Annotated in this window: 27 protein-coding genes; 14 read left to right on the top strand and 13 right to left on the bottom strand. The window is 64.3% G+C overall.

The genetic code is table 11. From position 1 onward, the window contains the following. Window positions 1–230: 230 nt before the first annotated feature. From pstA to NVV93_RS19600, 6 genes are all read left to right on the top strand, one after another. Window positions 231–1,901 (top strand): phosphate ABC transporter permease PstA, encoded by a 1,671-nt coding sequence (gene pstA / locus NVV93_RS19625; protein WP_258252328.1) that lies wholly within the window; start codon window positions 231–233, stop codon window positions 1,899–1,901. A gap of 66 nt (window positions 1,902–1,967) precedes the next feature. Then, a complete protein-coding gene (pstB, locus tag NVV93_RS19620; RefSeq protein ID WP_258252327.1) occupies window positions 1,968–2,801 on the top strand; it encodes a phosphate ABC transporter ATP-binding protein PstB in 834 nt (277 codons plus the stop codon). 141 nt (window positions 2,802–2,942) lie between these two features. Then, a complete protein-coding gene (phoU, locus tag NVV93_RS19615) occupies window positions 2,943–3,686 on the top strand; it encodes a phosphate signaling complex protein PhoU (protein ID WP_258252326.1) in 744 nt (247 codons plus the stop codon). Window positions 3,687–3,766: 80 nt separating this feature from the next. Further along, complete coding sequence (locus tag NVV93_RS19610) at window positions 3,767–4,675, top strand: response regulator (RefSeq protein ID WP_258252325.1); 909 nt, start codon at window positions 3,767–3,769, stop codon at window positions 4,673–4,675. 175 nt (window positions 4,676–4,850) lie between these two features. Then, the gene (locus tag NVV93_RS19605; RefSeq protein WP_258252324.1) at window positions 4,851–5,747 is read left to right on the top strand and encodes a peptidoglycan DD-metalloendopeptidase family protein; all 897 of its coding nucleotides are present in this window, start codon (window positions 4,851–4,853) and stop codon (window positions 5,745–5,747) included. 190 nt (window positions 5,748–5,937) lie between these two features. Next, window positions 5,938–6,198 carry a hypothetical protein gene (locus tag NVV93_RS19600; protein WP_258252323.1) on the top strand — a complete coding sequence of 87 codons (261 nt, stop codon included), beginning with the start codon at window positions 5,938–5,940 and terminating at the stop codon, window positions 6,196–6,198. Between the two features lie 51 nt (window positions 6,199–6,249). Here NVV93_RS19600 and NVV93_RS19595 read toward each other — a convergent pair whose 3' ends face one another. The 3 genes from NVV93_RS19595 to phoB form a co-directional block, all read right to left on the bottom strand. After that, window positions 6,250–7,590, bottom strand: a complete 1,341-nt coding sequence (locus tag NVV93_RS19595) for a hemolysin family protein (protein ID WP_258252322.1) — start codon at window positions 7,588–7,590, stop codon at window positions 6,250–6,252. Between the two features lie 70 nt (window positions 7,591–7,660). Further along, a complete protein-coding gene (gene phoR / locus NVV93_RS19590; protein WP_258252321.1) occupies window positions 7,661–8,959 on the bottom strand; it encodes a phosphate regulon sensor histidine kinase PhoR in 1,299 nt (432 codons plus the stop codon). Between the two features lie 39 nt (window positions 8,960–8,998). Further along, the gene (gene phoB / locus NVV93_RS19585) at window positions 8,999–9,688 is read right to left on the bottom strand and encodes a phosphate regulon transcriptional regulator PhoB (RefSeq protein ID WP_258252320.1); all 690 of its coding nucleotides are present in this window, start codon (window positions 9,686–9,688) and stop codon (window positions 8,999–9,001) included. Window positions 9,689–9,924: 236 nt separating this feature from the next. Here phoB and NVV93_RS19580 point away from each other — a divergent pair, with 236 nt between their 5' ends. Further along, window positions 9,925–10,296: a hypothetical protein gene (locus tag NVV93_RS19580; protein WP_258252319.1), complete on the top strand. Its 372-nt coding sequence runs from the start codon at window positions 9,925–9,927 to the stop codon at window positions 10,294–10,296. A gap of 110 nt (window positions 10,297–10,406) precedes the next feature. Here NVV93_RS19580 and ubiA read toward each other — a convergent pair whose 3' ends face one another. Further along, a complete protein-coding gene (gene ubiA, locus NVV93_RS19575) occupies window positions 10,407–11,297 on the bottom strand; it encodes a 4-hydroxybenzoate octaprenyltransferase (RefSeq protein ID WP_258252318.1) in 891 nt (296 codons plus the stop codon). A gap of 141 nt (window positions 11,298–11,438) precedes the next feature. After that, window positions 11,439–11,993, bottom strand: a complete 555-nt coding sequence (locus NVV93_RS19570) for a chorismate lyase (RefSeq protein WP_258252317.1) — start codon at window positions 11,991–11,993, stop codon at window positions 11,439–11,441. Between the two features lie 199 nt (window positions 11,994–12,192). Here NVV93_RS19570 and NVV93_RS19565 point away from each other — a divergent pair, with 199 nt between their 5' ends. The 6 genes from NVV93_RS19565 to NVV93_RS19540 all read left to right on the top strand — a co-directional run bounded on the left by NVV93_RS19565 (window position 12,193) and on the right by NVV93_RS19540 (window position 15,995). Then, complete coding sequence (locus NVV93_RS19565; protein ID WP_258252316.1) at window positions 12,193–12,360, top strand: rubredoxin; 168 nt, start codon at window positions 12,193–12,195, stop codon at window positions 12,358–12,360. A 431-nt stretch (window positions 12,361–12,791) separates the two neighbouring features. Next, a complete protein-coding gene (locus NVV93_RS19560; RefSeq protein ID WP_258252315.1) occupies window positions 12,792–12,959 on the top strand; it encodes a rubredoxin in 168 nt (55 codons plus the stop codon). Between the two features lie 70 nt (window positions 12,960–13,029). Then, entirely contained in the window at window positions 13,030–14,178 is a 1,149-nt protein-coding gene (locus NVV93_RS19555) for an FAD-dependent oxidoreductase (protein ID WP_258252314.1), read from the top strand. Window positions 14,179–14,368: 190 nt separating this feature from the next. Continuing rightward, on the top strand, window positions 14,369–14,641 hold the full coding sequence (locus NVV93_RS19550) for an HU family DNA-binding protein (RefSeq protein ID WP_258252313.1): 273 nt from the start codon (window positions 14,369–14,371) through the stop codon (window positions 14,639–14,641). 139 nt (window positions 14,642–14,780) lie between these two features. Continuing rightward, window positions 14,781–15,173 (top strand): helicase, encoded by a 393-nt coding sequence (locus NVV93_RS19545; protein WP_258252312.1) that lies wholly within the window; start codon window positions 14,781–14,783, stop codon window positions 15,171–15,173. A gap of 81 nt (window positions 15,174–15,254) precedes the next feature. After that, window positions 15,255–15,995, top strand: coding sequence for a hypothetical protein (locus NVV93_RS19540; protein WP_258252311.1), 741 nt, complete (start codon window positions 15,255–15,257; stop codon window positions 15,993–15,995). 76 nt (window positions 15,996–16,071) lie between these two features. Here the strand turns inward: NVV93_RS19540 and NVV93_RS19535 are convergent, their stop codons facing one another. The 6 genes from NVV93_RS19535 to exbB form a co-directional block, all read right to left on the bottom strand. Further along, the gene (locus NVV93_RS19535; protein ID WP_258252310.1) at window positions 16,072–17,484 is read right to left on the bottom strand and encodes an aminoacyl-tRNA deacylase and HDOD domain-containing protein; all 1,413 of its coding nucleotides are present in this window, start codon (window positions 17,482–17,484) and stop codon (window positions 16,072–16,074) included. 76 nt (window positions 17,485–17,560) lie between these two features. Beyond that, a complete protein-coding gene (recG, locus tag NVV93_RS19530) occupies window positions 17,561–19,636 on the bottom strand; it encodes an ATP-dependent DNA helicase RecG (protein WP_258252309.1) in 2,076 nt (691 codons plus the stop codon). Then, on the bottom strand, window positions 19,633–20,568 hold the full coding sequence (locus NVV93_RS19525) for a hydrogen peroxide-inducible genes activator (RefSeq protein ID WP_258252308.1): 936 nt from the start codon (window positions 20,566–20,568) through the stop codon (window positions 19,633–19,635). Before NVV93_RS19525 ends, recG begins: the two co-directional genes overlap by 4 nt. A gap of 364 nt (window positions 20,569–20,932) precedes the next feature. Continuing rightward, window positions 20,933–21,667, bottom strand: coding sequence for an energy transducer TonB (locus NVV93_RS19520; protein ID WP_258252307.1), 735 nt, complete (start codon window positions 21,665–21,667; stop codon window positions 20,933–20,935). Then, window positions 21,664–22,089: a TonB system transport protein ExbD gene (gene exbD / locus NVV93_RS19515; protein ID WP_258252306.1), complete on the bottom strand. Its 426-nt coding sequence runs from the start codon at window positions 22,087–22,089 to the stop codon at window positions 21,664–21,666. Before exbD ends, NVV93_RS19520 begins: the two co-directional genes overlap by 4 nt. A 3-nt stretch (window positions 22,090–22,092) precedes the next feature. Then, window positions 22,093–23,076, bottom strand: a complete 984-nt coding sequence (gene exbB / locus NVV93_RS19510) for a tonB-system energizer ExbB (RefSeq protein ID WP_258252305.1) — start codon at window positions 23,074–23,076, stop codon at window positions 22,093–22,095. A gap of 267 nt (window positions 23,077–23,343) precedes the next feature. Here exbB and NVV93_RS19505 point away from each other — a divergent pair, with 267 nt between their 5' ends. Then, window positions 23,344–24,201, top strand: a complete 858-nt coding sequence (locus NVV93_RS19505; protein WP_258252304.1) for an SDR family oxidoreductase — start codon at window positions 23,344–23,346, stop codon at window positions 24,199–24,201. Between the two features lie 91 nt (window positions 24,202–24,292). Here the strand turns inward: NVV93_RS19505 and NVV93_RS19500 are convergent, their stop codons facing one another. Both NVV93_RS19500 and NVV93_RS19495 read right to left on the bottom strand, forming a co-directional pair. Then, entirely contained in the window at window positions 24,293–25,027 is a 735-nt protein-coding gene (locus NVV93_RS19500; RefSeq protein ID WP_258252303.1) for a hypothetical protein, read from the bottom strand. Between the two features lie 54 nt (window positions 25,028–25,081). Next, the gene (locus tag NVV93_RS19495) at window positions 25,082–25,462 is read right to left on the bottom strand and encodes a RidA family protein (protein ID WP_258252302.1); all 381 of its coding nucleotides are present in this window, start codon (window positions 25,460–25,462) and stop codon (window positions 25,082–25,084) included. Window positions 25,463–25,531 lie beyond the last annotated feature (69 nt).

The raw sequence follows: 25,531 nt of genomic DNA, 5'->3' as shown, positions 1-25,531 counted from the left end.
ACATGGCCTGCCCAGCAGGCCCATCTGCTGACCCTCACCCCTCGGGGGAGAGGGTGCCCGCAGGGCAGGAGCGGGGCAGGCGGTCATCGCGTACTGGCCGTGACCCTCTCCCCCAGCCCCTCTCCCGCAAGCGGGAGAGGGGAGCAAGCAGGCTTCCTCACCCGTGTGGGGAAAGACACGCAAAGCGGCAGCGGAAAGACGTTGGGAACGACCCAAAAAGGTTCTGAATTGTGAAACAGATTTCCCTGAAAGGTTGGTTCAAGAGTGGCGCCCCGGGCATCTGGCTGAGCGGCGGCGCGGTGTCGATCGCGGTGATCATGACCCTCGGCCTGCTCGCCGTGATTGCCGTGCGTGGCCTCGGCCACTTCTGGCCAGCCGATCTGGTGCAGACGCGCTACGAGGTGCCTGGGCAGGCGGCGGTGCTGATGGTCGGCGAGGAAGTGCAACGCGAGGAAGTGCCGCGTGAGCGTCTGAAAAGCGCCGGTTTGCCGGTACCCGCCGAAGGCAGCGAGTTCATGACCCGCGAGCTGTTCAAAGTCGGCAACCGCGACGTCTACGGCAGCGATTTCACCTGGGTGGTCGGCGAGTGGCTGCACGAGCAGAGCACCCCGGCCGAGTTGGTGACCCTGGAACGCCGCGAGTGGGGCAACTTCTACGGCAGCCTGGTCAGCGTCAAAGAGCACGGCAAGGTGATCGCCGAAGGCGCGGCCGCGATGCCGGAACTGCAGACGCGTCTGCAGCGCATCGAGGAGTTGTACGCCCAGGTCAGTCGCCTGGAAAAAAGCGATATCGGCGCGATCAACCATGGCCTCGAGCGCCTGCGTCTGCAGACCCGCAAGCTCGAGTTGGACCATCAGCTGACGGATGCCGCGCAGGCCGATATCGCCGCCGAGCGCGCCGAGCTGGAGGCCCGCTACAAGGTCCTGGAGGCCGAACTGGTTGGCCTGCATGAAGCATTCAACCGCGACAGCGTGGTGATGCGCGAGTCGACCGGCAAGGAAGTCGAGGTCAGCCTCGGCAAAGTCGTGCATGCCTATCAGCCGAACAGCATGTCGGTGTTCACCAAGCTCGGCTTCTACTTCAAGAAGCTCTGGGAATTCCTCAGCGACGACCCGCGTGAGGCGAATACCGAAGGCGGCATCTTCCCGGCGATTTTCGGCACGGTGATGATGACCCTGATCATGGCGGTGATCGTCACCCCGTTCGGCGTGCTGGCCGCCGTGTACCTGCGCGAATACGCCAAGCAGGGCCTGCTGACGCGGATCATCCGCATCGCCGTGAACAACCTCGCCGGCGTGCCGGCGATCGTCTACGGGGTGTTCGGCCTGGGCTTCTTCGTCTACGTGCTGGGCGGTTCGCTGGACCGGCTGTTCTTCCCCGAAGCGCTGCCGGCGCCAACCTTTGGTACGCCTGGTCTGTTGTGGGCCTCGCTGACCCTGGCGCTGCTCGCCGTGCCGGTGGTGATCGTCGCCACCGAAGAAGGCCTGGCGCGGATTCCGCGCACGGTGCGCGAAGGCTCGCTGGCGCTGGGTGCGACCAAGGCCGAGACGCTGTGGAAGATCGTCCTGCCGATGGCCAGCCCGGCGATCATGACCGGCATGATCCTCGCCGTGGCCCGCGCCGCCGGTGAAGTGGCGCCGCTGATGCTGGTCGGCGTGGTCAAGCTGGCGCCGAGCCTGCCGGTGGATGGCAACTACCCGTATCTGCACCTCGACCAGAAGATCATGCACCTGGGCTTCCATATTTATGACGTCGGTTTCCAGAGCCCTAACGTCGAGGCCGCACGGCCGCTGGTGTACGCCACCGCGCTGCTGCTGGTGCTGGTGATCGCCGTGCTCAACCTGTCGGCCGTGGCGATCCGCAACCACCTGCGCGAGAAGTACAAGGCGCTGGACAACTAATCCTACGGCCGCCGCGAGCCCGCCTCACGGCCACCGAGAAACACTGAATTTCACGTGGAGCACATCATGCACACCGACACTCATACCCACGGCCTGGACATGGCCGCCCTCGGCCGTACCAAGCAGAGCTTGCGCCTGGCCGAGGAAAGCGTGGCGCTGGAAGTGCCCGGGCTGAACCTGTTCTACGGCGACAAGCAGGCGCTCTACGACGTCGCGATGAACATCCCCAAGCAGCGCGTCACCGCGTTCATCGGTCCGTCCGGTTGCGGCAAGTCGACCCTGCTGCGCTGCTTCAACCGGATGAACGATCTGGTCGACGGTTGCCGTGTCGACGGTGCGATCAACCTCGACGGCCACAACATCTATCGTAAGGGCGAGGACGTCGCCGAGTTGCGCCGCCGGGTCGGCATGGTGTTCCAGAAGCCCAACCCGTTCCCCAAGAGCATCTACGAGAACGTCGCCTACGGCCTGCGCATCCAGGGCGTGAACCAGAAACGCCTGCTCGATGAAACCGTCGAATGGGCGCTGAAAAGCGCGGCGCTGTGGAACGAGGTCAAGGACCGCCTGCACGATTCGGCGCTCGGCCTGTCCGGCGGCCAGCAGCAGCGTCTGGTGATTGCCCGGACCATCGCCGTATCGCCGGAAGTGCTGCTGCTCGACGAACCCTGCTCGGCGCTCGACCCGATCTCCACCCTCAAGGTCGAAGAGCTGATCTACGAGCTGAAAAGCAAGTACACCATCGTCATCGTCACCCACAATATGCAGCAGGCGGCGCGGGTTTCCGACTACACGGCGTTTATGTACATGGGCAAACTGATCGAGTACGGCGACACCGACACGCTGTTCACCAATCCGGCGAAGAAGCAGACCGAGGACTACATCACCGGTCGCTACGGCTAACGCGGACAGTCCCCTCTCCCGCTGGCGGGAGAGGGTTAGGGAGAGGGTGGCGCGTTCAGGCCCTCTCCCCCGGCCCCTCTCCCACTCTTCATCAACAAAGAGTGGGAGAGGGGAAGACAAAACCCGGCTCAGGATTATCAGATGATCAACAAAGACAGCCTCACCCATCACATTTCCCAGCAGTTCAACGCCGAACTGGAGGACGTGCGCAGCCACCTCCTGGCGATGGGCGGGCTGGTCGAGAAGCAGGTCAACGACGCGGTGACCGCACTGATCGACGCCGACTCCGGGTTGGCCCAGCAGGTCCGTGAAGTCGACGACCGGATCAACCAGATGGAGCGCAACATCGACGAGGAATGCCTGCGCATCCTCGCCCGCCGTCAACCGGCCGCCTCCGACCTGCGCCTGATCATCAGCATTTCCAAGTCGGTGATCGACCTCGAGCGGATCGGCGACGAGGCGACCAAAATCGCCAAGCGCGCGATCCTCCTCACCGAGGAAGGCGAGTCGCCGCGCGGCTACGTCGAAGTCCGCCATATCGGTGAACAGGTGCGCAACATGGTCCGCGAGGCGCTCGACGCTTTCGCCCGTTTCGACGCCGACCTGGCGCTGTCGGTGGCGCAGTACGACAAGACCATCGACCGCGAGTACAAGACCGCGCTGCGCGAACTGGTCACCTACATGATGGAAGATCCGCGCTCGATCTCCCGCGTGCTCAACGTGATCTGGGCGCTGCGTTCGCTGGAGCGTATCGGCGATCATGCGCGCAACATCGCCGAACTGGTGATCTACCTGGTGCGCGGCACCGACGTTCGCCATCTGGGCCTGACCCGCATGAAGGAAGAAGTGCAGGGCGACCGGGGCAAGGACGACAGCGGGGTCTGAGCCCCGAGCCGGCCGCCAGCACGGTTGGCCATCGGCCACTGACGAGGGCTATGCTTGCGGCGGTTCTGTAGGAGTAGCCGATGAGCAAGGTCAGTGTTCTGGTGGTGGATGACGCGCCGTTTATTCGCGATCTGGTCAAGAAAAGTCTGCGCAGCCATTTCCCCGGCATCGTCCTCGATGAGGCGGTGAATGGCCGCAAGGCCCAGCAGTTGCTCGCCCGGCAGGCCTTCGACCTGATCCTCTGCGATTGGGAAATGCCGGAAATGAGCGGCCTCGAACTGCTCGCCTGGTGCCGCCAGCAAGACGCGCTGAAGACCACGCCGTTCATCATGGTCACCAGTCGCGGCGACAAGGAAAACGTCGTCCAGGCCATCCAGGCCGGGGTGTCCGACTACATCGGCAAACCTTTCTCCAGCGAGCAGCTGACCAGCAAAGTGGCCAAGGCCCTGAGCCGCGCCGGCAAACTCGCGGGTTTGCAGAGCCAGGCCACCAAGCCGGCCGTCACCTCGGCGTTTGCCAACGACTCCTTGGCGGCTCTGACCGGTGGCAAGGCGGAGGTGATTGCGCCTGTCGCCGCGCGGGCTCCTGCCGTTGCCAGCAGCGCGCCGGCCGGCGGGCCCGCCGCCGCATCGAAAGCGGCCGCACAAGGCAATCGCGGGCAAGGCCAGCTGCGTTTACCGGGCGGCAGCCTGCCGTGCGTGATCAAGGCGCTGAGCTTGAAAGAGGCGCTGTTGCTGGTGAAGCGTGGCGAACCGTTGCCGCAGGTGCTGGAAAGCGCCGTGCTCGATCTGCAGCAAGGCGACAGCGGCGAAGACGTCGCCCGCCTCAATGGTTATCTGCACGCGGTCGCCGCCTTCGAGCCGAAGCCGGACAGCGAATGGCTGCAGCTGACCCTGCGCTTCGTCGATAAAGACCCACAGAAACTCGATTATCTGTCGCGGCTGATCGCCCGCGGCACTACGCAACGGCATTTCGTCCCCGGCGCGTAGGCGGGGAGTGAACGGCGTCTCGCTGCGCGCACCGGCCGACGATCGGCGACTCCCCGGCGGACGGCGGCACTGCTAGTCTTGGCCGCACACAAAAACATAAAGACGCCGCCGGGCCGTGATGCTGGGCCGGGCAGGTCGTCGCCGACAACAACAACGATAATGGGTGGGTGGGATCATGCTGGGGCGCATATTCCTGATACTGGGCGGGCTGGTCATGGCCGCGCCGGCGATGGCGTTGACCATCTACAAATACACCGACGCCAATGGCGTGGTGACCTACACCGACAAGGCCGTGCGCGGCGCGCAGGAATTCGTGTTCCGTGAGCGCATGGTCGAACGCCTGGAAAACCAGGTGAAGCTGGAAACCAAGAAGCACGCCGCCGGCGAGACCTTGCTGGTGCGTAACGATTTACACGCACCGGTGGAAGTCGAGTTGCGTCTGACCAAGCTGGATAACGTGGTCGGTGCGCCGGCCCAGCCGATCCGCTGGGTGCTGCCGCCGCGCAGCACCATTCGCCTGGCCACCCTGGCGCCGCACAATGCCGACAAACCGCTGCGCTACACGCCCAAGCTGCGCTATGCGCTGGGCGATCCGCGCCTGCAGCCGCAGGCCTTCTCCTATCCGCTGCCTTGGCGCGGCGGGCCGTTTCGCCTGACCCAGGGCGCCAACGGCAAGTACAGCCATTTCACCCCCAAGGGCCGCTACGCCATGGACATCGCCATGCCCGAGGGCACGCCGATCGTCGCGGCGCGCGCGGGCATGGTGGTGAGTTCCGAGAATCGCCAGAGTGGGCGCGGCAATAACCCGTCCGGCAACTATGTGCGGATTCTCCACGACGACGGCACCATGGGCGTGTACCTGCACCTGATGCGCGGTTCGGTGCTGGTCAGCGAAGGTCAGCGGATCAGCATTGGCACGCCGCTAGCGCGGTCCGGCAACACCGGCAACAGCACCGGTCCGCACCTGCACTTCGTGGTGCAACGCAACATGGGCCTGGCCCTGGAATCGATTCCCTTCGACTTCAATCAGCCGGTCGACGGCCAGCCCAACTTCGCCATCGGCGGGGATTGAGCGGGGAGTTTCTGCTCTCGTTCAGGGCGCGGGACACCCTTCGTCGGCTGGTCGCCGCGGGTTCGCCAAGTGATTTATGGTGAGTCCTGCAGGCGCGTCGCTGTCTGTTGAAAACATCCACGCCGAACCATCGGGTCTATGCCGACACGAAGTGTGAACCGATGGGGATTTCAGCCGGGAGGTTCAAGTCATGAACATGCACTTCACCAATCCGCATTGTGTACACCGCGAGTACCGCATCAGCGCCGCGGTCGTCGAGCATCCAGGCATTCCCACGCCCTGGGCGGCCGGTTGCCTGATCACCACGCCGGAAGGGCAGACCACCAAGCGCATCCTCCTGCCACTGCAATACGAGTTTCTCGCCGAACAGGACAGCGCCGAGCGCGCCTCGCTGGCGCACGGCAAATGGCTGGTGGATCAGCATCTCGATCACGGCCGGGAATTCAGCTAGGGCGCGTGAACATAGCCCGGATGGATTCCGGGCTATGGCCGGCAAGATGGCTCAGTCGAGCTTGAGGACCTTGGCGAGGATGATCTTCGGCCCCTTCATCTTCTTGACGATGATGCGCAGACCTTCGACCTCCAGCACTTCTTCCTCTTCCGGCACCCGCTTGAGGGTTTCATAGACTAGCCCGGCGAGGGTTTCCGCTTCGATATGGTCGAGGTCGACGCTGAGCAGGCGCTCGACCTTGAACAGCGGGGTGTCGCCGCGCACCAGCAGTTTGCCCGGCTGGTAGGCGAGGATGCCGCGCTCGGCCTTGCGATGCTCGTCCTGAATGTCGCCGACCAGGGCTTCCAGCACGTCTTCCATGGTCAGGTAGCCGATGACTTTACCGTCCGCCTCCTCGACCACGGCGAAGTGCGAGCCGCCCTGGCGGAACTGCTCGAGCAGGCTGGACAGCGGCATGTGCCGGCTGACTCGCTCCAGCGGATGCATCAGCTCGCTCAGTTTGAGGGACGAGGGCAGCATTTCCAGCAGCGACAGGTGCAGCAGCAGATCCTTGATGTGCAGGACGCCGACAAACTCGCCGCTGGCCTCGTCGTACACCGGGTAGCGGCTGTATTTGTGCCGGCGGAACACGCTGAAGACCTGATCCAAGGTCGCGTTCAGCTCCAGGTAGACCAGGTCTTCACGGGAGTTGGCCCAGTCGACCACTTCCAGTTCGCCGAGCTCCACCGCCGAGGCCAGCACGCGCATGTCCTGGTCGCTGGGATTGCTGGCGCGGCTGGAATGCAGGATCAGCTTGAGTTCGTCACGGCTGTAATGGTGTTCGTGATGCGGTCCCGGCTCGCCTTGGCCGGCAATGCGCAGGATGGCGTTGGCACTGGCGTTGAGCAGGTAGATGGCCGGGTACATCAGCCAGTAGAACAGGTACAGCGGCGCCGCCGTCCACAGCGACAGCAGCTCGGGTTTGCGGATCGCCCAGGACTTGGGTGCCAGCTCGCCGACCACGATATGCAGGTAGGAAATGATGAAGAACGCGGTGAAGAAGGCGATGCCGTGGAGCAGCTGCGGCGAATCCACGCCCAGCCCTTCGAGCAGCGGCTTGAGCAGGTGCGCGAAGGCCGGTTCGCCGACCCAGCCGAGGCCCAGCGAGGCCAGGGTGATGCCCAGCTGGCAAGCCGACAGATAGGCGTCCAGCTGGTTGTGCACGGTGCGCAGGATATGTCCGCGCCAGCCATGTTTCTCGGCGATGGCTTCGACCTTGGTCGAGCGCAGCTTGACCATGGCGAATTCGGCGGCAACGAAGAAACCGTTGAGCAGCACCAGAAACAGGGCGAAGAGAATGAGGCCGAAATCGGCGAAGTAGGAGAGGAAACTGGTACTACTGGAAGGGTCCATTGGGATTTTGCTTGGCTAATGACCGGACAAGGGTGCAGCGTGACTCGTGACTTTGCAAGCTACGGGCCATCTAGCGGCGGACCAGTTGTGTAACTGGAAAATGACAGGTGAAAGTGCTGCCTTGGCCCGGCTCGCTGCTGATTTGCAGGTGGCCACGGTGGCGCAGCAGCACATGTTTGACGATGGCCAGGCCCAGCCCGGTGCCGCCGGTGTGCGCGGCGCGGCTGCCATCGACGCGGTAGAAGCGCTCGGTCAGCCGCGGCAGATGCTTGGCTTCGATGCCCGGGCCGTTATCGCTGACGCTGAGGTAGGCGCCGCGCTCGTCGGCCCACCAGCGGATGCGGATCTGCCCCTCGGCGGGGGTGTATTTCACCGCGTTGAAAATCAGGTTGGAAAACGCGCTGCGCAGTTCGACTTCACTGCCTTTGAGGCGGATCGCTGGATCGGCTTCCAGGCTCAGGCGGTGATTGCGGCCGGCGGACAGCGCGCGCGCATCGGCCTGGATCGACAGCAGCAGCAGGTCGACTGTGACCGGCAAGTTGTCCGACGGGTAATCGGCGGCTTCCAGCTTGGCCAGCAGCAGCAAATCGTTGAGCAGGTTCTGCATGCGCAGGCCTTGTTGCTGCATTTGCTGCAGGGCTCGGAGCCAGCGCGGATTGAGCTGTTCGGCGTTGTCGACGAGGGTTTCCAGGTAGCCGCTGATCACCGTCAGCGGCGTGCGCAGTTCGTGGGAGACGTTGGTGACGAAATCCTTACGCATCTGTTCCAGCTGATGCACCCGGGTGACGTCGCGCACCACCATCACATGTTCGCCATGCCCGTAGGGCGTGAGCTGCAGCTGCAGGCGCAGCTGTTCGTTGACCGGCGAGGGCAGTTCCAGCGGCTCGGGATGCTGGCGCTGCTCGAAATACTCCTTGAAGCGCGGGTGGCGGACCAGGTTGGTGACTGGCTGGTTGACGTCTTGCGGGGTCTTCAGGCCGAGCAGGGTTTGCGCGGCGCGGTTCCACCATTCCAGATTGCCATCGGCGTCGAGCATGACCACCGCGTCCTTGAGCGCGGCGGTTGATTCCTGCGCGCGGTCGATCACCGCCTGCAGGCCGTCACGCTCGCCCTGCGCGCGGCGTTGCAGACGATACAGGCTGTCGAAGACTTCGCCCCACAGCCCGCTGCAATGCGGCGGTGCTTGGTCGGTTTGATGGTGCAGCCAGTGCTGCAGGCGCAGCAGCTGCCAGAGCGTCCAGCCGAGAAAGGCGCCGAAGCCCACGGCCAGCGCCCAGGCATATTCGCCACTGAGCAAGCCGACCAGCAGGCAGGCGCTAATCAGCAGTAACAGTTGGCGTATGACTACGCCGCGCCAATCTTGATTCACTGGGAAAACGTGTCCTTGTGGAGCGGCACAGAAGCGGGATCAGCTTTTGGTGGAGAAACGATAGCCGGTCCCACGGACCGTCTGCACCAGATTCTCGTAAACCTCGCCGAGTGCCTTGCGCAGGCGACGGATATGCACGTCCACGGTGCGTTCCTCGACATACACGTTGCCGCCCCAGACCTGATCGAGCAGCTGGCCACGGGTATAGGCGCGCTCCTGGTGGGTCATGAAGAACTGCAGCAGACGGTATTCGGTGGGGCCCATTTCCGCCGGCTTGCCGTCAATGGTCACCCGGTGGCTGATCGGGTCGAGTAGCAGGCCGCCGACTTCGATCGGCGTTTCGCTGTCGCTTGGGCCAGCGCGGCGCAATACGGCCTTCAGGCGGGCGACCAGCTCGCGCGGCGAGAACGGCTTGGTGATGTAGTCGTCGGCGCCGACTTCCAGGCCCTGGATCTTGTTGTCCTCTTCGCCCTTGGCGGTGAGCATGATGATCGGGATGTCGCCGGTCAGCTCGTCGCGCTTCAAACGCCGCGCCAGTTCGATGCCCGAGGTGCCGGGTAGCATCCAGTCGAGCAGAATCAGGTCGGGCTTGCGGTCGATGATGATGGCGTGGGCCTGCTGGGTGTTTTCCGCCTCCAGGCAGTCGTACCCGGCCATTTCCAGCGCCACGGCGATCATTTCGCGAATCGGCGCTTCGTCGTCGACGATGAGGATGTTTTTGCCAACCATGCAAACCTCGAGAGCTATTCCTGTTGCAGGGCATTAGATAACGGAATTATTGCAGTGATGTGACATGCGGTGCGAATCCGCGTGACCGCGCAGGTCAGTGGACTATGCTCACAAGCAGCCCGGCACCTGGCCGGGCCATCCAGTCTGGAGCGCCATGCCTGGCGGTCGCCTCCAGGCCTGCCCTGTCGAGGCTATCGTGCCGTCGGATCGCCTCTGTTGATGCGGAGGAACTTGAGATGCGCAAACCCTTCCTGCTGGCGGCCTTTGCCGGCGCACTGCTGACCCTTCCCACCCTGGCCCTGGCCGACGAGCCAGCCACCACCAAGAACGGCATGCTGGTCGATGCTCAAGGCATGACCCTGTACGCCTATGACAAGGACAGCGCCGGCAAATCGGCCTGCAACGGCCAGTGCGCGGCCAATTGGCCACCGCTAGCGGCCGCGGCTGGCGCCAAGGGCGATGGAGCCTGGACGGTGATCAAGCGTGACGATGGCAGTGCGCAATGGGCATATGCCGGCAAGCCGCTGTACACCTTCGTGCAGGACAAGCAGGCCGGCGATATCACCGGCGACGGCAAGATGGGCGTGTGGCATATCGCCAAGCCGTAGGATGGGTCGAGGAGCGTAGCGACGATACCCATCGCGGCGTTGATGGGTATCGCAGGCTCAACCTGCGCGGCCCGACCCATCCTACGGACTGCGCGGGGCGCCGGCCGGACTCAGCGCAGCGCGTAGTCGGCGACGATGCCGATAAAGATTGCCAGTCCGGCCCAGTGGTTGTGCAGAAACGCCTGGAAGCACAGCTGCGGATCGCGTGTGCGGGTGCTCCAGAACTCCCAGGCGAAACAGCCCGCCGCGACCAGCAGGCCGAGGTAAAAGCCCAGGCCGAGCTCGAAACGGCTGCCGGCCAGCAGCAAACAGAACAGCGCCAGGCCCTGCAGGGTGAGGATGATCAGCCGGTCGGCGTCGCCGAACAGGATCGCGGTGGACTTCACCCCGATCTTCAAATCGTCCTCGCGGTCGGTCATCGCGTAGTAGGTGTCGTAGGCCACGGTCCACAGCAGATTGGCGATGTACAGCAACCAGGCCGCCGCCGGCAATTCGCCGGTCTCGGCGGTGAAAGCCATCGGCATGCCCCAGGAAAACGCCGCGCCGAGCACCACCTGTGGATAGAAGGTGTAGCGCTTCATAAACGGATAACAGGCCGCCAGCGCCAGGCCGCCGAACGACAGCCAGATGGTCGTGGCGTTGGTGAACAGCACCAGCAGGAAGCTCAGCGCGACCAGCACGGCAAACAGGATCAGCGCCTCGCGCGGCTTGATCACGCCGCTGGCCAGCGGCCGCGCGCGGGTGCGATCGACGTGGCCATCGAAGTTGCGATCGGCGTAATCGTTGATCACGCAGCCGGCGGCGCGCATGAGGATCACCCCGATCACGAAGATCAACACGAGCTTGACGCTCGGCGTGCCCTGGCCGGCGATCCACAGCGCCCACAGGGTCGGCCAGAGCAGCAGATAGATGCCGATCGGCTTGTCCATGCGCGTTAGCTGGATGAAGTCCCAGGCGCGCGGATGCAGACGGTTCAGCGATTTCAGCAGGCGGGTGTACATCGGGCGCGTCTCCAGGCGGGTTGCGCGGGATTATACGGTCGCGAGCTGCGGCGATTGCAGCCAGCACGTGACTGCTTTTGTGTAGGAGCGAATTCATTCGCGATGCTTATCACTCTCCGAGCATCGCGAATGAATTCGCTCCTACGGCTGTGCAGTTTCGAACTGTTGCCAGAGCGTCGGCAGAAAGACTTCGGCGACCAGCACGCCCAGGGCTCCGCGGCTGAAGCACGAGCGCCGCGCCCACAGGCCTTCGGCACGCACCTCGGCGGGTAACCAGGTGGCCGGGTAGCGGCACACCTCGATGGGTCCGCGGGCGAAGGCGCGGTCGCTGAACAGTAACTCGCCGAGCGAGCGACTGCCGAGCAGGCTGAGGTCGAAACCCGAGCCTTCCAGCGCTTCTCGCGCCGCCACGCTCCGGGCGAACACCCAAGGCTCCCCGCGGCCGCGCAAATACACCTCGCGCACCCAGCCGAGGCTCTCGATGGCGACGCCCAGCGCCTGGCATTCGTCGGCGCGTAGCACCTGCCAACCTTCGCTGAGCGGGGTGACGCTGAACTGTTCGGCAGACAGCTCGGTAAGCCGACGAGTCAGCGAGCCTTCATCGAACAACCAGTCGCGCAGCAGGGCGCCGGGCTGTGGATGTAGGTGGCTGGCGCTGAGCCAGCGCGGGGTGTGGGCAAGGACGGCGTGCGGCACGGAAGCGGCTATCTGAGCGGATACGAGGCGGCGAGCTTAGCATGATTGCCCGTTCGTCCCGGCGCCCCGCCAAAGGTTGGGGTGCGCCGGATGGCACTTGCGTCGGCGCCGATGGATCAGTACAAAGCGCGCAGAGCCGGACGGCATTATTTCTGCATCGATCGTCTGGCCGTCAGCCTGAGAACCGAGGTAGTTCGCGATGAAGAAGTGGCAGTGTGTGGTCTGTGGCCTGATTTACGACGAAAGCCAGGGTTGGCCGGACGAAGGCATCGTCGCCGGGACCGCTTGGCAGGACGTGCCGGAAGACTGGCTGTGCCCGGACTGCGGCGTCAGCAAGGGCGACTTCGAGATGATCGAGATCGCCTGATAAGAATATGTACGGAAACGGCGGCCAATGGCCGCCGTTTTCATTTATCTCCCAGTTATGGGGTGAGCGAACCCTGAGATATGGGGCTTTTTGTTTTATCCCCTCGCCCCGCTGGGGAGAGGGCTGGAGCAATCTGGCCAACGCCTTTACCGACATGACTCCCTCTCCCCCAGCCCCTCTCCCATGAATGGGAGAGGGGAGCCAGAACAGCTCGCCGTTCAGCCCTTACCCAATTGGCTGTAGCTCTCGAACGCCTGATCGTAAAAGCGCTCTAGGCGCTCGCCGATCGGCCCGCCTCGATGTGGGCCGGAGAGCGCCGCTCAGCCCTCGGACGCGCCTGCCCTAACCAAGGTCGGGTCGCCCCGTGCGATCATTGGCGCAGCCGGCCAAATCCGTTAGGGTCCGATTAGCATCCGCACCGCGAGGTCAATATGCGCAAGTGGCAATGCGTGGTCTGCGGCTTCATTTATGACGAAGCCGCCGGTCTGCCGGAGGAAGGCATCGCACCCGGAACCGCCTGGGAAGACATCCCCGCCGACTGGGTATGCCCGGATTGCGGCGCCGGCAAAATCGATTTCGAGATGATCGAAATCGCCTGACACCCCGCTTCCCCAAAATTCTGCCGACGGCTCGCGGGCCGTCGCCTCGTGTCAACGTTTGGAGTCCGCAATGAGTGCACCCGTAGTGATCATCGGTACCGGCCTGGCCGGCTACAACCTGGCCAAGGAATTTCGCAAGCTGGATGGCGACACGCCGCTGCTGCTGATCACCGCCGATGACGGCCGCTCCTATTCCAAGCCGATGCTGTCCACCGGCTTTGGCAAGAACAAGGACGCCGATGGCCTGGCCATGGCCGAGCCGGGCGCGATGGCCGAACAGCTCAAGGCCGAGGTGCGCACCCACACGCGCATCACCGGCATCGATCCGGGCCACCAGCGCCTATGGATCGGCGAGGAAGCCGTGGCCTACCGCGATCTGGTGCTGGCCTGGGGCGCGGAAACCATCCGTGTGCCGGTCGAGGGCGATGCTGGTGACGCCATCTTCCCGATCAACGATCTCGAAGACTACGCACGCTTTCGCGCCGCGGCGGCGGGCAAGCAACGCGTGTTGCTGCTGGGCGCCGGGCTGATCGGCTGCGAGTTCGCCAATGACTTAAGCCTTGGCGGCTATCAGGTCGAACTGGTGGCGCCGTGCGAACAGGTCATGCCCGGCCTGCTGCATCCGGCCGCCGCCGCGGCGGTGCAAGCCGGGCTGGAAGGGCTCGGCGCGCGCTTTCATCTCGGCCCGGTGCTGGCCAGTCTGCAGCGTCACGGTGACAGCCTGCAGGCGCATCTATCCGATGGCAGCCTGGTCGACTGCGACGTGGTGGTCTCGGCGGTCGGCCTGCGGCCGCGCACCGAACTGGCTGCCGCCGCCGGGTTGGCGGTGAACCGCGGCGTAGTAGTCGATCGACAGCTACAGACTTCACACGCCAACGTCTATGCGCTCGGCGACTGCGCCGAGGTCGACGGCCTTAATCTGCTCTATGTCATGCCGCTGATGGGCTGTGCCCGCGCGCTGGCGCAAACCTTGGCCGGTACGCCGACCGCCGTCACCTATGGGCCGATGCCGGTGCTGGTGAAAACCCCGGCCTGCCCGCTGGTGGTTTCGCCGCCGCCGCGCGGCATGAGCGGCGAGTGGACGGTGGAAGGTAGCGGCGCCGATATCAAGGCGCTGTGCCGGGATGGGACCGGGCGCCTGCTCGGTTATGCGTTAACCGGTACGGCCGTACAGGAAAAATTGGCGCTCAATAAGGAACTCCCAGGCTTATTGGCATAAATGTCTTGCGTTCTGTCATTTAAGCCCTTGTGAACGACCGTCAAAACGGCTCTAGCGTACTGGCGCCGGACCTTATCGCGTGCCATTCTCCCTCGGTCTGCCGCAGCGCAGAGCTGTTGCGGCGCCTTCGGCGCTGTTCGGGAAGAGCAGCACAGACACACAACAACAACAAAACGTCAAAGAGGCTTCTATGCGCAAACCGGAACTCGCCGCAGCAATCGCCGACAAGGCTGATCTCACCAAAGATCAGGCCAGTCGCGTCCTTAATGCAGTACTCGAAGAAATCACCAACGCGCTGAACCGCAAGGACAGCGTCACCCTGGTTGGCTTCGGTACTTTCGTGCAGCGCCATCGCGGCGCTCGCACCGGCAAAAACCCGCAAACCGGTGCGCCGGTGAAAATCAAAGCCAGCAATACCGTGGCCTTCAAGCCAGGCAAATCGTTGAAAGACGCGGTCAACTGATCGGCGTTGCGGCACCCGGAGCCAGCCGGCTCCGGTGCTGTCCAATCGGCCGTTTCGCACCCATCGAAGGCTGGCTGTAGTCCCTCCCGTAAATCGCTACAATGCGCCGCTTTTCTCTCCCCCCGCCGAGGTCGTGCGCATGAAATTCCGCTTTCTACTCTGGATGCTGGGCCGCCTGATGGCTAAAGCCAGCCGGGCCAATCCTGCCTTTCAACAACAGTTGGCCGGTAAGGACCTGATCTTTCAGCTGCATACCCTGGACGGCAAAGTCGCCCGCCACTTCATCGTCAAAGACCAGCGTCTGGTCAGCCAGCGCGGCCCGGCCAGCGCTCCGGCCTTCGCCATCGGTTTCAAGGATGCGGCCTACGGGTTCGCCACCATGAATGCCAAGAACAAGCAGTTGGCCTTCATGCAAGGTATCCAGAACAAGGACATCCAGATTCAGGGCAACCCGGCTTTGGTGATCTGGTTCCAGGGCCTGACCAAGTTCCTCGTGCCGAAGAAGAAAAGCGCTGAGAAAAAGGCGGCCTGATCGCCAATTCGCCCGGCGCCCGCTAGTCGGCGTCCGGGCCTTTTGGTTAGGCTGGCGGCAATCATTCATGGATGTTTGCCCATGCGCTCGCTGATCGCCCTCCCGCTGCTCCTTTACGCGCTATTCGCCCACGCTGAACCGGCCAAACCGGGCAGTCTCCAGCAAGCCTTTGAACTGTCCGGCATCGACTTGCTGTGCGCACAAGCGGCGCCGATGATTCAGCGTGGCCTGCCGGCTGAGCGACATCCAGCGATTGCCACGTTGTTCGCTGCCGAGCCGTTGTGCGCCGAGCTGGCGAGCCAAGTGGCCGCGCAGCTGGATGCGACGGAGGTGCGGCAAGTCGAAGCGTTGTTGAGCAGCCCGTTGGCGCAGCGTTTTACCGCCGCGGAGCGGGCCGTCGGCGAGCCGGGCGGCGCCCAGGCACTGGCCGAGTACCGCGAGCAGTTGAAGAACAAGCCGCCGTTGCTGGCGCGCTTGGAGCTGGTCCGGCGCGTCGATCGAGCCGCGCACACCAGTGAGCTGGCCACCCTGCTGCGTTACGAGACCGGCAAAACCCAGGCGCTAGTGGCGATCAAGGCGCGTGGCGACAACCTCAGCGAGCAGGCGCTCGGCGAGCAGACCGCCAAGCAGGCACAGGCGCTGCAGGCCTCCAGCGCCGAGGCGGTGCATTCGTTCATGCTGTATGCCTATCGGCAGATGCCCAGCGACGCGGTGCAGGATTACGCCACCCTGTATGTGCAGGAGCCAGTGCGCCGCTTGCTCGCGGCCAGCCTCGCGGCCTTGCCGAAGCTATTCGCCGAGCGCCGCGCCGCCATTAAGTAGGACTAAATCAAGACCAATAAAAAGCGCCGCTTACCAGGCTGGTAAGCGGCGTTTTTGTTGGCGCTGAGCGGTGGGCTCAATGCACGTGGAAGTGCTGGTGCTGGCTGGCCAGCTCGCGCAGCGCGGTTTCGGCGTTCTGCACTTTGTCCAAGGCTTCCTCGGCCTTCTCGCGGCTGATGCCGAGGTCCTCATACAGGCTGTCCGGGATTGGCAGTTGCGGGCCGCTGCCGATCCCACGGTTACGCAGCAGGCTGACGGTCAGACAGACCAGATTCGGGTAGGCGGATTGCGGGCCGCGGTAATCCGGGTCGTGCTGAAAGCGCAAGGCGCAGGCCAGTTCTTCCGGCATGTCCCAGTGGCGCATCAGCCAGGCGCCGATCTGTTCGCGGCTGATGCCCAGCAGGTACTGCTCGATGTAACTGTGCGACACATGCGGGTTGACCTCCACATGCCGGCAGATCAGCGAGAAGTGTGGCGGGAACACATGGGCCAGGACCAGGTAGCCGAAGTTGTGCAGGAGTCCGGCGAGATAGGTCAGACCGCTTTCCGGGCGCAGCGCACGTGGCATGGCGCGGGTCAGGCCTTCGATCAGCGCGGCGGAGTAAATCGCCTGCTGCCAGTAAGGGGTGTCCTGTTGCGGGTGATCCTTGGGCAGGTTGAGGGTCTTGCCCAGCGCCAAGCCCAAGGCCAGGTTGATCACCAGATCGAAACCGAGCACGCGGACGATGGCGTCTTCCACCGAGCGGATCTTGCCGGGCGCCGCGTAGTAGGGTGAGGCAGCCCAGCTGACCACTTGCGCGGCGAGCGCCGGGTCGGTTTCTACCACACCGGTGATGTCGTCCACGGTGGCGTTGGGGTCGACGCGCAGCTTGATGATGCGCTGGGCGGTTTCCGGCAGGGGTGGAATCTCGATGGTTTCTTCCAGGCGTTGCTGAATGCGGCGCGCGGTGAAGGCCTGCACCGCCTGGTTGATTTCGTTGCGGTCGTCATGCGGACGATCGAGGTTGCGACGGATGCTCTCCAGCGGTTCGCCGAAACGCGCGGTACTGGCGTTACTCAGCAGACCGCGGAACGTCTCGCTGGCGATTTCCAGCAGCACCCCTGGTTGCCCGGATTCGATCAGCAACTGCGCTTCCTGCAGCAGGCGCTCGTCATACAGGCAGGGTACGCCGAGCAGCGGTGGTAGCGCCGGCAAACGCTCAAGCTTGTATTTGGCGAGCAGGTGCTCCTGGCGATCCGGTTTGACTGCTACCAGCGTGCGTCCGGTCAGTTCCGCCAGGCGGTTCAGATCGAGCAGCTGACTCTGCGGATAGAGCACCAACAGGGTGCCGACCGCATCTTCGAGCAGCACCGCTTGGACCCGCCGCGCGACTGCCAGCCTCGGCTGCTCGTGACGCACCTGGTACAGTACGCCAAGCTTCTCCAACTGTTGAAGAATCACGGCTGGCGCCTGCGGCGTGGGGTCGGTGGCGTGAGCGACTTCAGTCATGTAGGGCGTTCCGGCTGCGGATCAGTGGTCGTGAGCATAACGCTGGGGCTTTCCAGCGGCCAGCGTGGCGGAGTGATCATACTTGGCCATATTGCTGGCCATGGCGCAGCCAGCGTTCCAGCAGTGGGCTGACATGCTGCGGCCAGCGTGCCAGTAGCGCCTGAGCAGCGTCGCGCACGGCCGGTAGCAGGTCGGCGTCGCGCATCAGATCGGCGACCTTGAACTGCAACAGGCCGGTCTGGCGGGTGCCGAGCATCTCACCGGGGCCGCGCAGTTCCAGATCCTTTTCGGCGATCAAGAAGCCGTCGCAGGTCTCGCGCATGATGCCCAGGCGTTCGCGGCCCAGTTGCGACAGCGGCGGATGATAAAGCAGCACGCAGTGACTGGCGGCGCTGCCACGCCCGACCCGGCCACGCAGCTGATGCAGCTGGGCCAGCCCGAGACGCTCGGGGTTTTCGATGATCATCAGGCTGGCATTGGGCACATCGACGCCGACCTCGATCACCGTGGTGGCGACCAGCAGTTGCAGGTGTCCCTGCTTGAACTCATCCATCACCGCAGCCTTCTCGGCCGGCTTCATGCGCCCGTGGATGAGACCCACGCGCAGGCCGTCGAGGGCGGCGGACAAGTCCTCGTAGGTGGTCTCGGCGGCTTGGCAGGTAAGTTCTTCGGACTCCTCGATCAGCGTGCACACCCAATAGGCCTGGCGGCCTTCGCGGCAGGCCAGGCGCACCCGTTCGATCACTTCCAGGCGGCGGCTATCGGCGATCACCAGGGTATTCACCGGCGTGCGGCCGGGCGGCAGTTCGTCGAGGATCGAGGTGTCCAGGTCGGCATAGGCGCTCATCGCCAGGGTCCGCGGAATGGGCGTGGCGGTCATGATCAGCTGGTGCGGGCATTGCCGACCGTCGATACCCTTCTGGCGCAGAGCCAGGCGTTGTTGCACGCCGAAGCGGTGCTGCTCGTCGATGATCGCCAGGGCTAGGCGCGCGAAGCGCACTTCCTCCTGGAACAGCGCATGGGTGCCAACCACCATCGGCGTACCGGCGGCGATGCGCTCCAGCGCTGCGGTGCGGGCCTTGCCCTTGAGCTTGCCGGCCAACCAGGCGACCTCGATGCCCAGCGGTTCGAGCCAGCGCGAGAAATTCAGGAAGTGCTGCTCGGCGAGAATCTCGGTCGGCGCCATCAGCGCGACCTGATAACCGGCCTCTAAGGCCTGTAGCGCGGCGAGTGCGGCGACCACCGTCTTGCCGGCGCCGACATCACCCTGCACCAGGCGCAGCATCGGTTCGTCCTGGCTGAGGTCGTAGGCGATTTCCGCACCGACCCGGTGCTGCGCGCCGGTCGGCTGAAAGCCAAGATTGAGCAGGAACTGCTGCGGCAGGCGCGTGGCCAGCGGTAAGCGCGGCGCTTGCTGGGCGCGCACCGATTCGCGCAGACGTTGCAGCGACAGCTGATGGGTCAATAATTCCTCGAAGGCCAGGCGGTGCTGGGCCCAATGGCGGCCCTCGGCCAACTCCTCCAGATCGGCATCCGGCGGTGGTCGGTGCAGGTAGCGCAGGGCTTCGTCGAGTGGGCCGAGGTGGTAATCGCGGGCCAGTTCGGCTGGCAGCCAGTCGGGCAAGCTGTTCGGCCCGAGACGCGCCAGCGCCTGGCTGCTGAGCTGGCGCAGGCGCTGCTGGGTGAGGCCTTCGGTAGTCGGGTAGATGGGCGTCAGGGTCTGCTCGACGGGGGTGGCGTCGCCATCGTTGAGCGCGCGGTATTCCGGATGGTAGATCTCCAGCCCCGACGCGCCGGGACGCGCTTCGCCATAGCAGCGTAGCTGCGTGCCGCGCTTGAGGTTGTCTTTCTGCGCTTGGCTGAAGTGGTAGAAGCGCAGGCTGAGCGTGCCGCTGCCGTCCTGCAGGCGCACCAGCAGGCTGCGGCGGCGGCCCATGACCACGTCGGCGCCGGCTACCACGCCTTCGATCACCGCGTCCTGGCCGGGGCGCAAGGCGCCGATTGGCACGATGCGGGTGCGATCCTGGTAGCGCAGTGGCAGATGGAACAGCACATCCTGCAGGGTTTCCAGGCCGACCTTGGCGAGCTTTTCCGCCAACGCCGCGCCAACGCCCTTGAGGGCGGTGACCGAAATCTGCGCCAACTCGGTCATGCGGGCAGGGCTACATCCTGCGGACGGGCAGCTACCGAGCACAGGCGGATCGAGTCGGCCAATACTTCGATGGCCTTGGGCCGCGGGAAGCTGGCGCGCCAGGCGATGGCCACCGTGCGAAACGGCACCGGCGCGGTCAACGGGCGCACCTCGAAGATGCCCGGTGCGTAGTGGTGGCTGTCCACTGCCGACAGCGGCAGGATCGAGATGCCCATGCCGGAGGCGACCATGTGGCGGATGGTTTCCAGCGAGCTGGATTCCACGGTGGTGTGCTGGTTGCCTTCGTCACCGTGCTTGCGCAGGGTCGGGCAGGCTTCCAGCACCTGGTCGCGGAAGCAGTGGCCCTCGCCGAGCAGCAGCAGGCTCTTGTCGTTGAGCTGCGCGCTGTCGATGGTCTCCTTCTGGCCCCAGGGGTGGCCGGCGGGTAGCAACACCTGGAACGGCTCGTCATACAGCGTCATGGTCAACACGTCGGCTTCCTGGAACGGCAGGGCGATGATGATCGCGTCCAGCTCGCCGTTGCGCAGCTTGTCGCGCAGCACGTGGGTGAAGTTCTCTTCGATGTACAACGGCATCTGCGGAGCGACACGGTGCAGCTGCGGAATCAGATGCGGGAACAGGTACGGGCCGACGGTATAGATGGCGCCGACCTTGAGGGGCGCGGCCAGCTGGTTCTTGCCGGCCTGGGCCAGTTCACGGATGCCTTGCGCCTGCTCAAGCACCTTCTGTGCCTGAATGATGATGCCTTCACCGACCGGAGTGATGCGCACTGCACTCTTGCTGCGTTCGAAAATCAGCACGCCGAGCTCGTCTTCGAGCTTTTTCACCCCCACCGACAGGGTCGGCTGGCTGACGTGACAGCGTTCGGCGGCACGACCGAAATGCTGTTCCTGGGCCAGGGTGACGATGTAGCGCAGTTCGGTGAGGGTCATAGGTAAATTCCATGAGAGTGCCTGCAATCATAGCGGTTGCACTCTAGGGAACCAACAGGCGGATTAGGGCCTGCTAACGCTACTGACGCGAGCCGCGTTGCAGCGAGAAATGGCCCCCGGTTAGGCGCAGGACGCAGGTAATGGTCATTCCCTTGGCAAGTCCTGCAACGACAGCGGGGGCCATTTCCCGCGCAACCCTGCGGGACGGGCCTGTTTTTGCGCGATGCTGCGTTTCTCGATGCTTATTTGGAATGCCAAACCTTGCATCTCGCGCCTTGCCTCGCGCAAAAACAGGCTCCGGCGCGGCCGTGTCAGTAGCGTTAACAGGCCCTAGTGTCTGCGCCCCAGCGACGGGGCGCAGCGATCAGCGGCGTCGATCCAGCGAATAAACGAAGGGCGCGACGACTTCCAGGCTATTACCATCGAGCAGCTCGGCCGGTGGCTTGGGCAGCGGCTGGGCGCGGCGAATCATTGCCAGGGTAGCGCGATCCAGCGACGCGCTGCCGGAGGTGCCGGCCAACTCGACGGCCAGCACATTGCCGTTGCCATCGACGCTGAAGCGCACCCGCGTAGTGCCCTCGAAGCCGCGGCGGCGGGCATCGTCGGGATAGCGCTTGTAGCGAGCCAGGTGGGCGAGCAGCTTGCTCTGCCAGGTCACCTTGGCTTGCGAGGGCGCGCTCACCGCAGCCAACTGCTGGGCTGCTGGCTTGCTGTCGGTTTCCGCGGCTGGGGCCGGCGGCGTATCTTGCGGTGGCTGTTCCGGCTGCGGCTTGGGCTCGACCGGTTTCGGCGGTTTGGGCGTCGGTGGCTTGGGTTTCGGCTTGGGTTTGGGCGGCGTGAGGGCCAGCTTGGGCTTCGGCGCTTCGATCAGCTTGGGCTGCGGTTCGGGCTCGACCACTTCCGGTGGCGGAGGTGGCGCGGGCTTGGGCGCAGCCGGCGGCAGCGGCTCCAGCTCGATGAGCATGGCCGCCGGCGGCAACTCGACGGGCGCGGCTTGTGGGTGCCAGTACAGCGCCCACAGCGCCAGGCCGAAGTGCAAGGCGAGCACGACTATCAGGCTGACGCCATAGCGCGACAGCTTGTGTAAACGTTCGCTCATTGCTGGCCGACCGTCTCGAGCCCGACCAGGCCAATTTTCAGATAACCGGCGCCGCGCAGGGCATCCATGGCTTCCATCAGGTTGGCGTAGTTCACTTCCTTGTCGCCGCGCACGAAGATGGTTTTCTCCTTGTCGGCGTTGGTCAGCTTGTCCAGCACGCTGCCCAGCTGCGCTTTGTCGACCTGGACATTATCGAGAAACAGGCTGCTATCGTCCTTGATGCTCAGGTAGATCGGTTTGTCCGGGCGCGGCGTCGGTTTGGCGGTGGAGGCCGGCAGATCGACCTTGATGTCGACGGTGGCGAGTGGCGCGGCGACCATGAAGATGATCAGCAGCACCAACATGACGTCGATAAAGGGCGTGACGTTGATTTCGTGGGATTCGACGAGATCATCGCCCCCATCATTCAGATGCAGTCCCATGGTTTACCCCATCTTCACCACGTGTGGCTGACTCTGTCCGCGCTCGGCCGGCAATTGGTCGAGATCGCGGCTGACCAGCAGCAGCACCTGGGCCGAGGCATCTGCCACCTGGGCCTTGTAGCCGGTGATGGAGCGGGCAAAGACGTTGTAGATGACTACCGCCGGAATTGCCGCGACCAGGCCTAGCGCGGTTGCCAGCAAGGCTTCGGCGATGCCTGGGGCAACGACGGCCAGGTTGGTGGTTTGCGATTTGGCGATGCCGATGAAGCTGTTCATGATCCCCCAGACGGTACCGAACAGGCCGACGAAGGGCGCGGTCGAGCCGATGGTGGCGAGCACGCCGGTACCCTGACTCATGTTGCGACCGCTGGCGGCGACCAGGCGTTCGAGGCGGAAGCTGACGCGTTCCTTGATGCCTTCTTTCTCGCGGGTATTGGCGGACAACTTCACTTCTTCGAGCGCATCTTGAATCAGCAGATGGGCCAGACTGCCGGGCTCATTGGCGCTCTCGCCGGCTTCCCTGAGCGTGCGGGCCTGTTTCAGCGTCCGCAGTTCGCGGTACAGACGGCGCTTGGCGCGCAGCAATTCGAAGCCTTTGCCGATCCAGATGGTCCAGGTCGCGACCGAGGCGAGCGCCAGGCCGATCATCACCAGTTTCACCACGATGTCGGCGTTCTGGTACATGCCCCAGGGCGACAGATCATGAGCCAGCGCCTGTTCCGCGGCGACCACTTCCTGCTGCTCGGCGGCGGCCATGGCGGCGTCGGGAGTGCTCGGGTCGCTGGCCAGGGGCGCGGTCGCCGGCTCGGTCGGCGCAGCACTCGTGGCGCTGACGGCTGGGATGGTGGCCGGGATGGCGGAGGTGGCTTCGTCAGCGAACGCCAGTGGGGTCAGAAATACGCTGAGCAGCACCGCGACGACACCGCTGCGAAGGCGCGACTGGCGCTGAAGGCGGAGAGGCTGGGCGATGGATTGGATTGAGTTCATGCTGGCCGGACCTGAGAGAAATAGACGGCTTGGCCATCGCGCCGGCGAGGCGGAATGGCAAAAGGGCCGGTATTATTGCAAGTAATTCTTGTTAACAAAAGTAATACAGTATCTTTTTGCAGCGGTTTTTCTCCCCGATCCGATTGCCAGCCCCCGTGCTAAAGCGTTTTAAGGGCTCGACAGGCGGTGTGCAGAATTTCTCCACGGTTCAGCGATATGGGTATTTTTCCTTACTTGATGAAGGCGACAGGCGTCGCGGAGTGGTTTATGGCGAAACAACCCTGTGTGTTGATTGCCGGTTGCGGCGATGTCGGCGGCCGGCTAGCCGTACGGCTCTTGAATCAAGGCTGGACAGTGCACGGCCTGCGCCGCGAGATAACGGCGCTGCCGGCGGGTGTGTTGCCGGTGACCGCTGATCTGGCTGAAGCGCGCTGTCCAGATAGCTGGCCGGCTGGGCCTATCGACTACCTGGTGTATTGCGCGGCCGCCAGCGGCCACGACGAGGCCGGTTACCGGCGCGCGTATGTCGATGGCCTGGCGCATGTCCTCGCCTGGCTGGCTGAGCACGGGCAACGTCCGCAGCGCCTGCTGTTCGTCTCCAGCAGTGGCGTGTATGGCCAGCAGTTGGGCGAGTGGGTGGATGAAGGGTCGCCGGCGACGGCCGCTGACTTTTCCGCGGTGATCATGCGCGAAGCCGAGCAGCTGGCACTCGATAGCGGCATCCCAGCCAGCGTGCTGCGCCTGACCGGGATCTACGGGCCAGGGCGCAACTGGCTGCTCAATCAGGTGCGCCAGGGCTATCGCGTGGCCAGCGAGCCACCGCTGTATGCCAACCGCATCCACGCCGACGATGCCGCCGGCTTGTTGGCCTTCTTGTTGAGCGCCGATGCGCGCGGGGTGGCGTTGCAGGATATCTATCTCGGCGTGGACGATGCGCCGGCGCCGCTGCACGAGGTGGTCGCTTGGTTGCGCGCACAGCTCGGCGTCAGCGAAGAGGCGCAGGCGGCGAGTATCCGGCGCACGGGCAGTAAGCGCTGTAGCAATGCCTGCGCCCGCGCATTGGGCTGGGCGCCCAGTTATCCGAGCTACCGGGAAGGCTATGCGGCGCTGCTCGCGGAGCAGTGAAGCGAGGTGGATGCCGACGCCGCTGGCACGGGTGCGGCGGCGTCAGGTCAGCCAAAGCGTGCGGGCGTGGCCCTTTTGCCGCTGCTGCGGTTCAGTTGCGGTGCAGGCGCCAGACCAGCTGGCCGGGGCGGTAGTCAGGCATTTCATTGGCGGCCGCCTGATTGAGGGCTTCGAAGACCCGCAGATCGGCACCTTCGCGTTCAAACAACCAGGAGCGGCCCTGCTCGCCGAGTTGCAGCCAGATGCCATCGTGCGCGCCGCTCATGGCTGCGCAATCGCCGGCCAGGCACAACGCGTAGCGGTCTGCACCGGGCAGGCCTTCAACCTGACCGTCGGGATGAAAGCGCACCAAGCCATCCCGGCCGGAACCTTCGGTGATCGTCCAGGTGCCGCCGAGGTAGGCGGCGTACAGACTGTGCTCGAAGCTGCTGCCTTGCGGCGCGTTCGGCGCGACGACGCGGGTGGCGCGCACGAAGCGCTGTTGCGGGCTGGAGGCGCTTTGGACCTGGACCAGCTGGTCGTCTTCGAGGTTCAGGCGCTCATGGAAGTCGCCATAGAAATCGACTTGCCAGCCGCTGGCTGGATCGCCGTGCAGTTGGCCCTCATCGAGTTCGAAGCCGTTGCTGGCGATTGCTACCTGACGCTGTGTGTCGATCTGCCATTCCAGATTGGGGCCGTAGGCGAGCAGCGCCTCGCGTAACGGGCCGCCCTCGGCGGCGTCGTCGATAGCGGCCTGGTTGATCCAGATGCCGCTGGGGTCTTGCGGGGCGCTGGCGCAGCCGCCGAGCAAGGTGGCGCTAAGCAGCAGCGCGCAGAGATGACGCATAACCCAATCCTTGTCGATGCGAGAAAGGGCGGAGCACGGGCTCCGCCCAAAGGCTTACTCGAGAACCAGAATGCCGTCCATTTCCACCTGTGCGCCGCGCGGTAGAGCGGCCACGCCGATGGCCGCACGAGCCGGGTACGGCTGCTCGAAATAGCGGCTCATGACGTCGTTGACGGTGGCGAAGTGGGAGAGGTCGGTGAGGAAAATGTTCAGCTTGACCAAGTTGCTCATGTAGCCGCCGGAAGCCTCGATCACCGCTTTGAGGTTCTCGAACACCTGCACGGTCTGCGCTTCAAAGCCTTCCACCAGTTCCATGGTCTGCGGATTCAGCGGGATTTGTCCGGACAGATAGACAGTGTTGCCGGCGCGAATGGCCTGGGAATAGGTGCCGATTGCCGCAGGGGCCTTGGGGCTGGTGATGACGATCTTGCTCATGGGAACTCCTTGTGGGGTGCCGGGAAAAGGCGCTGCAGCGGTTGGCGCTGCGGTGCCATGAAGAAGGGG

The sequence above is a fragment of the Pseudomonas sp. LS44 genome (assembly GCF_024730785.1).
GTDB lineage: Bacteria > Pseudomonadota > Gammaproteobacteria > Pseudomonadales > Pseudomonadaceae > Aquipseudomonas.
Note: the sequence above shows the minus strand (reverse complement) of the source record. Positions and strands in the feature narration are given on the sequence as shown.

Bases quoted from the DNA above. Each gene is read 5' to 3' on its own strand.
- phoB (WP_258252320.1), bottom strand. From the start codon at position 9,688: ATGGTTGGCAAAAACATCCTCATCGTCGACGACGAAGCGCCGATTCGC.
- ubiA (WP_258252318.1), bottom strand. From the start codon at position 11,297: ATGTACACCCGCCTGCTGAAATCGCTGAACCGTCTGCATCCGCGCGCC.
- NVV93_RS19560 (WP_258252315.1), top strand. From the start codon at position 12,792: ATGCGCAAGTGGCAATGCGTGGTCTGCGGCTTCATTTATGACGAAGCC.
- NVV93_RS19550 (WP_258252313.1), top strand. From the start codon at position 14,369: ATGCGCAAACCGGAACTCGCCGCAGCAATCGCCGACAAGGCTGATCTC.
- exbD (WP_258252306.1), bottom strand. From the start codon at position 22,089: ATGGGACTGCATCTGAATGATGGGGGCGATGATCTCGTCGAATCCCAC.
- recG (WP_258252309.1), bottom strand. From the start codon at position 19,636: ATGACCGAGTTGGCGCAGATTTCGGTCACCGCCCTCAAGGGCGTTGGC.
- NVV93_RS19520 (WP_258252307.1), bottom strand. From the start codon at position 21,667: ATGAGCGAACGTTTACACAAGCTGTCGCGCTATGGCGTCAGCCTGATA.
- NVV93_RS19525 (WP_258252308.1), bottom strand. From the start codon at position 20,568: ATGACCCTCACCGAACTGCGCTACATCGTCACCCTGGCCCAGGAACAG.
- NVV93_RS19580 (WP_258252319.1), top strand. From the start codon at position 9,925: ATGCGCAAACCCTTCCTGCTGGCGGCCTTTGCCGGCGCACTGCTGACC.
- exbB (WP_258252305.1), bottom strand. From the start codon at position 23,076: ATGAACTCAATCCAATCCATCGCCCAGCCTCTCCGCCTTCAGCGCCAG.
- NVV93_RS19540 (WP_258252311.1), top strand. From the start codon at position 15,255: ATGCGCTCGCTGATCGCCCTCCCGCTGCTCCTTTACGCGCTATTCGCC.
- phoU (WP_258252326.1), top strand. From the start codon at position 2,943: ATGATCAACAAAGACAGCCTCACCCATCACATTTCCCAGCAGTTCAAC.
- NVV93_RS19595 (WP_258252322.1), bottom strand. From the start codon at position 7,590: ATGGACCCTTCCAGTAGTACCAGTTTCCTCTCCTACTTCGCCGATTTC.
- NVV93_RS19500 (WP_258252303.1), bottom strand. From the start codon at position 25,027: ATGCGTCATCTCTGCGCGCTGCTGCTTAGCGCCACCTTGCTCGGCGGC.
- NVV93_RS19600 (WP_258252323.1), top strand. From the start codon at position 5,938: ATGAACATGCACTTCACCAATCCGCATTGTGTACACCGCGAGTACCGC.
- NVV93_RS19545 (WP_258252312.1), top strand. From the start codon at position 14,781: ATGAAATTCCGCTTTCTACTCTGGATGCTGGGCCGCCTGATGGCTAAA.
- NVV93_RS19565 (WP_258252316.1), top strand. From the start codon at position 12,193: ATGAAGAAGTGGCAGTGTGTGGTCTGTGGCCTGATTTACGACGAAAGC.
- NVV93_RS19535 (WP_258252310.1), bottom strand. From the start codon at position 17,484: ATGACTGAAGTCGCTCACGCCACCGACCCCACGCCGCAGGCGCCAGCC.
- NVV93_RS19555 (WP_258252314.1), top strand. From the start codon at position 13,030: ATGAGTGCACCCGTAGTGATCATCGGTACCGGCCTGGCCGGCTACAAC.
- NVV93_RS19505 (WP_258252304.1), top strand. From the start codon at position 23,344: ATGGCGAAACAACCCTGTGTGTTGATTGCCGGTTGCGGCGATGTCGGC.
- pstB (WP_258252327.1), top strand. From the start codon at position 1,968: ATGCACACCGACACTCATACCCACGGCCTGGACATGGCCGCCCTCGGC.
- NVV93_RS19610 (WP_258252325.1), top strand. From the start codon at position 3,767: ATGAGCAAGGTCAGTGTTCTGGTGGTGGATGACGCGCCGTTTATTCGC.
- NVV93_RS19605 (WP_258252324.1), top strand. From the start codon at position 4,851: ATGCTGGGGCGCATATTCCTGATACTGGGCGGGCTGGTCATGGCCGCG.
- NVV93_RS19495 (WP_258252302.1), bottom strand. From the start codon at position 25,462: ATGAGCAAGATCGTCATCACCAGCCCCAAGGCCCCTGCGGCAATCGGC.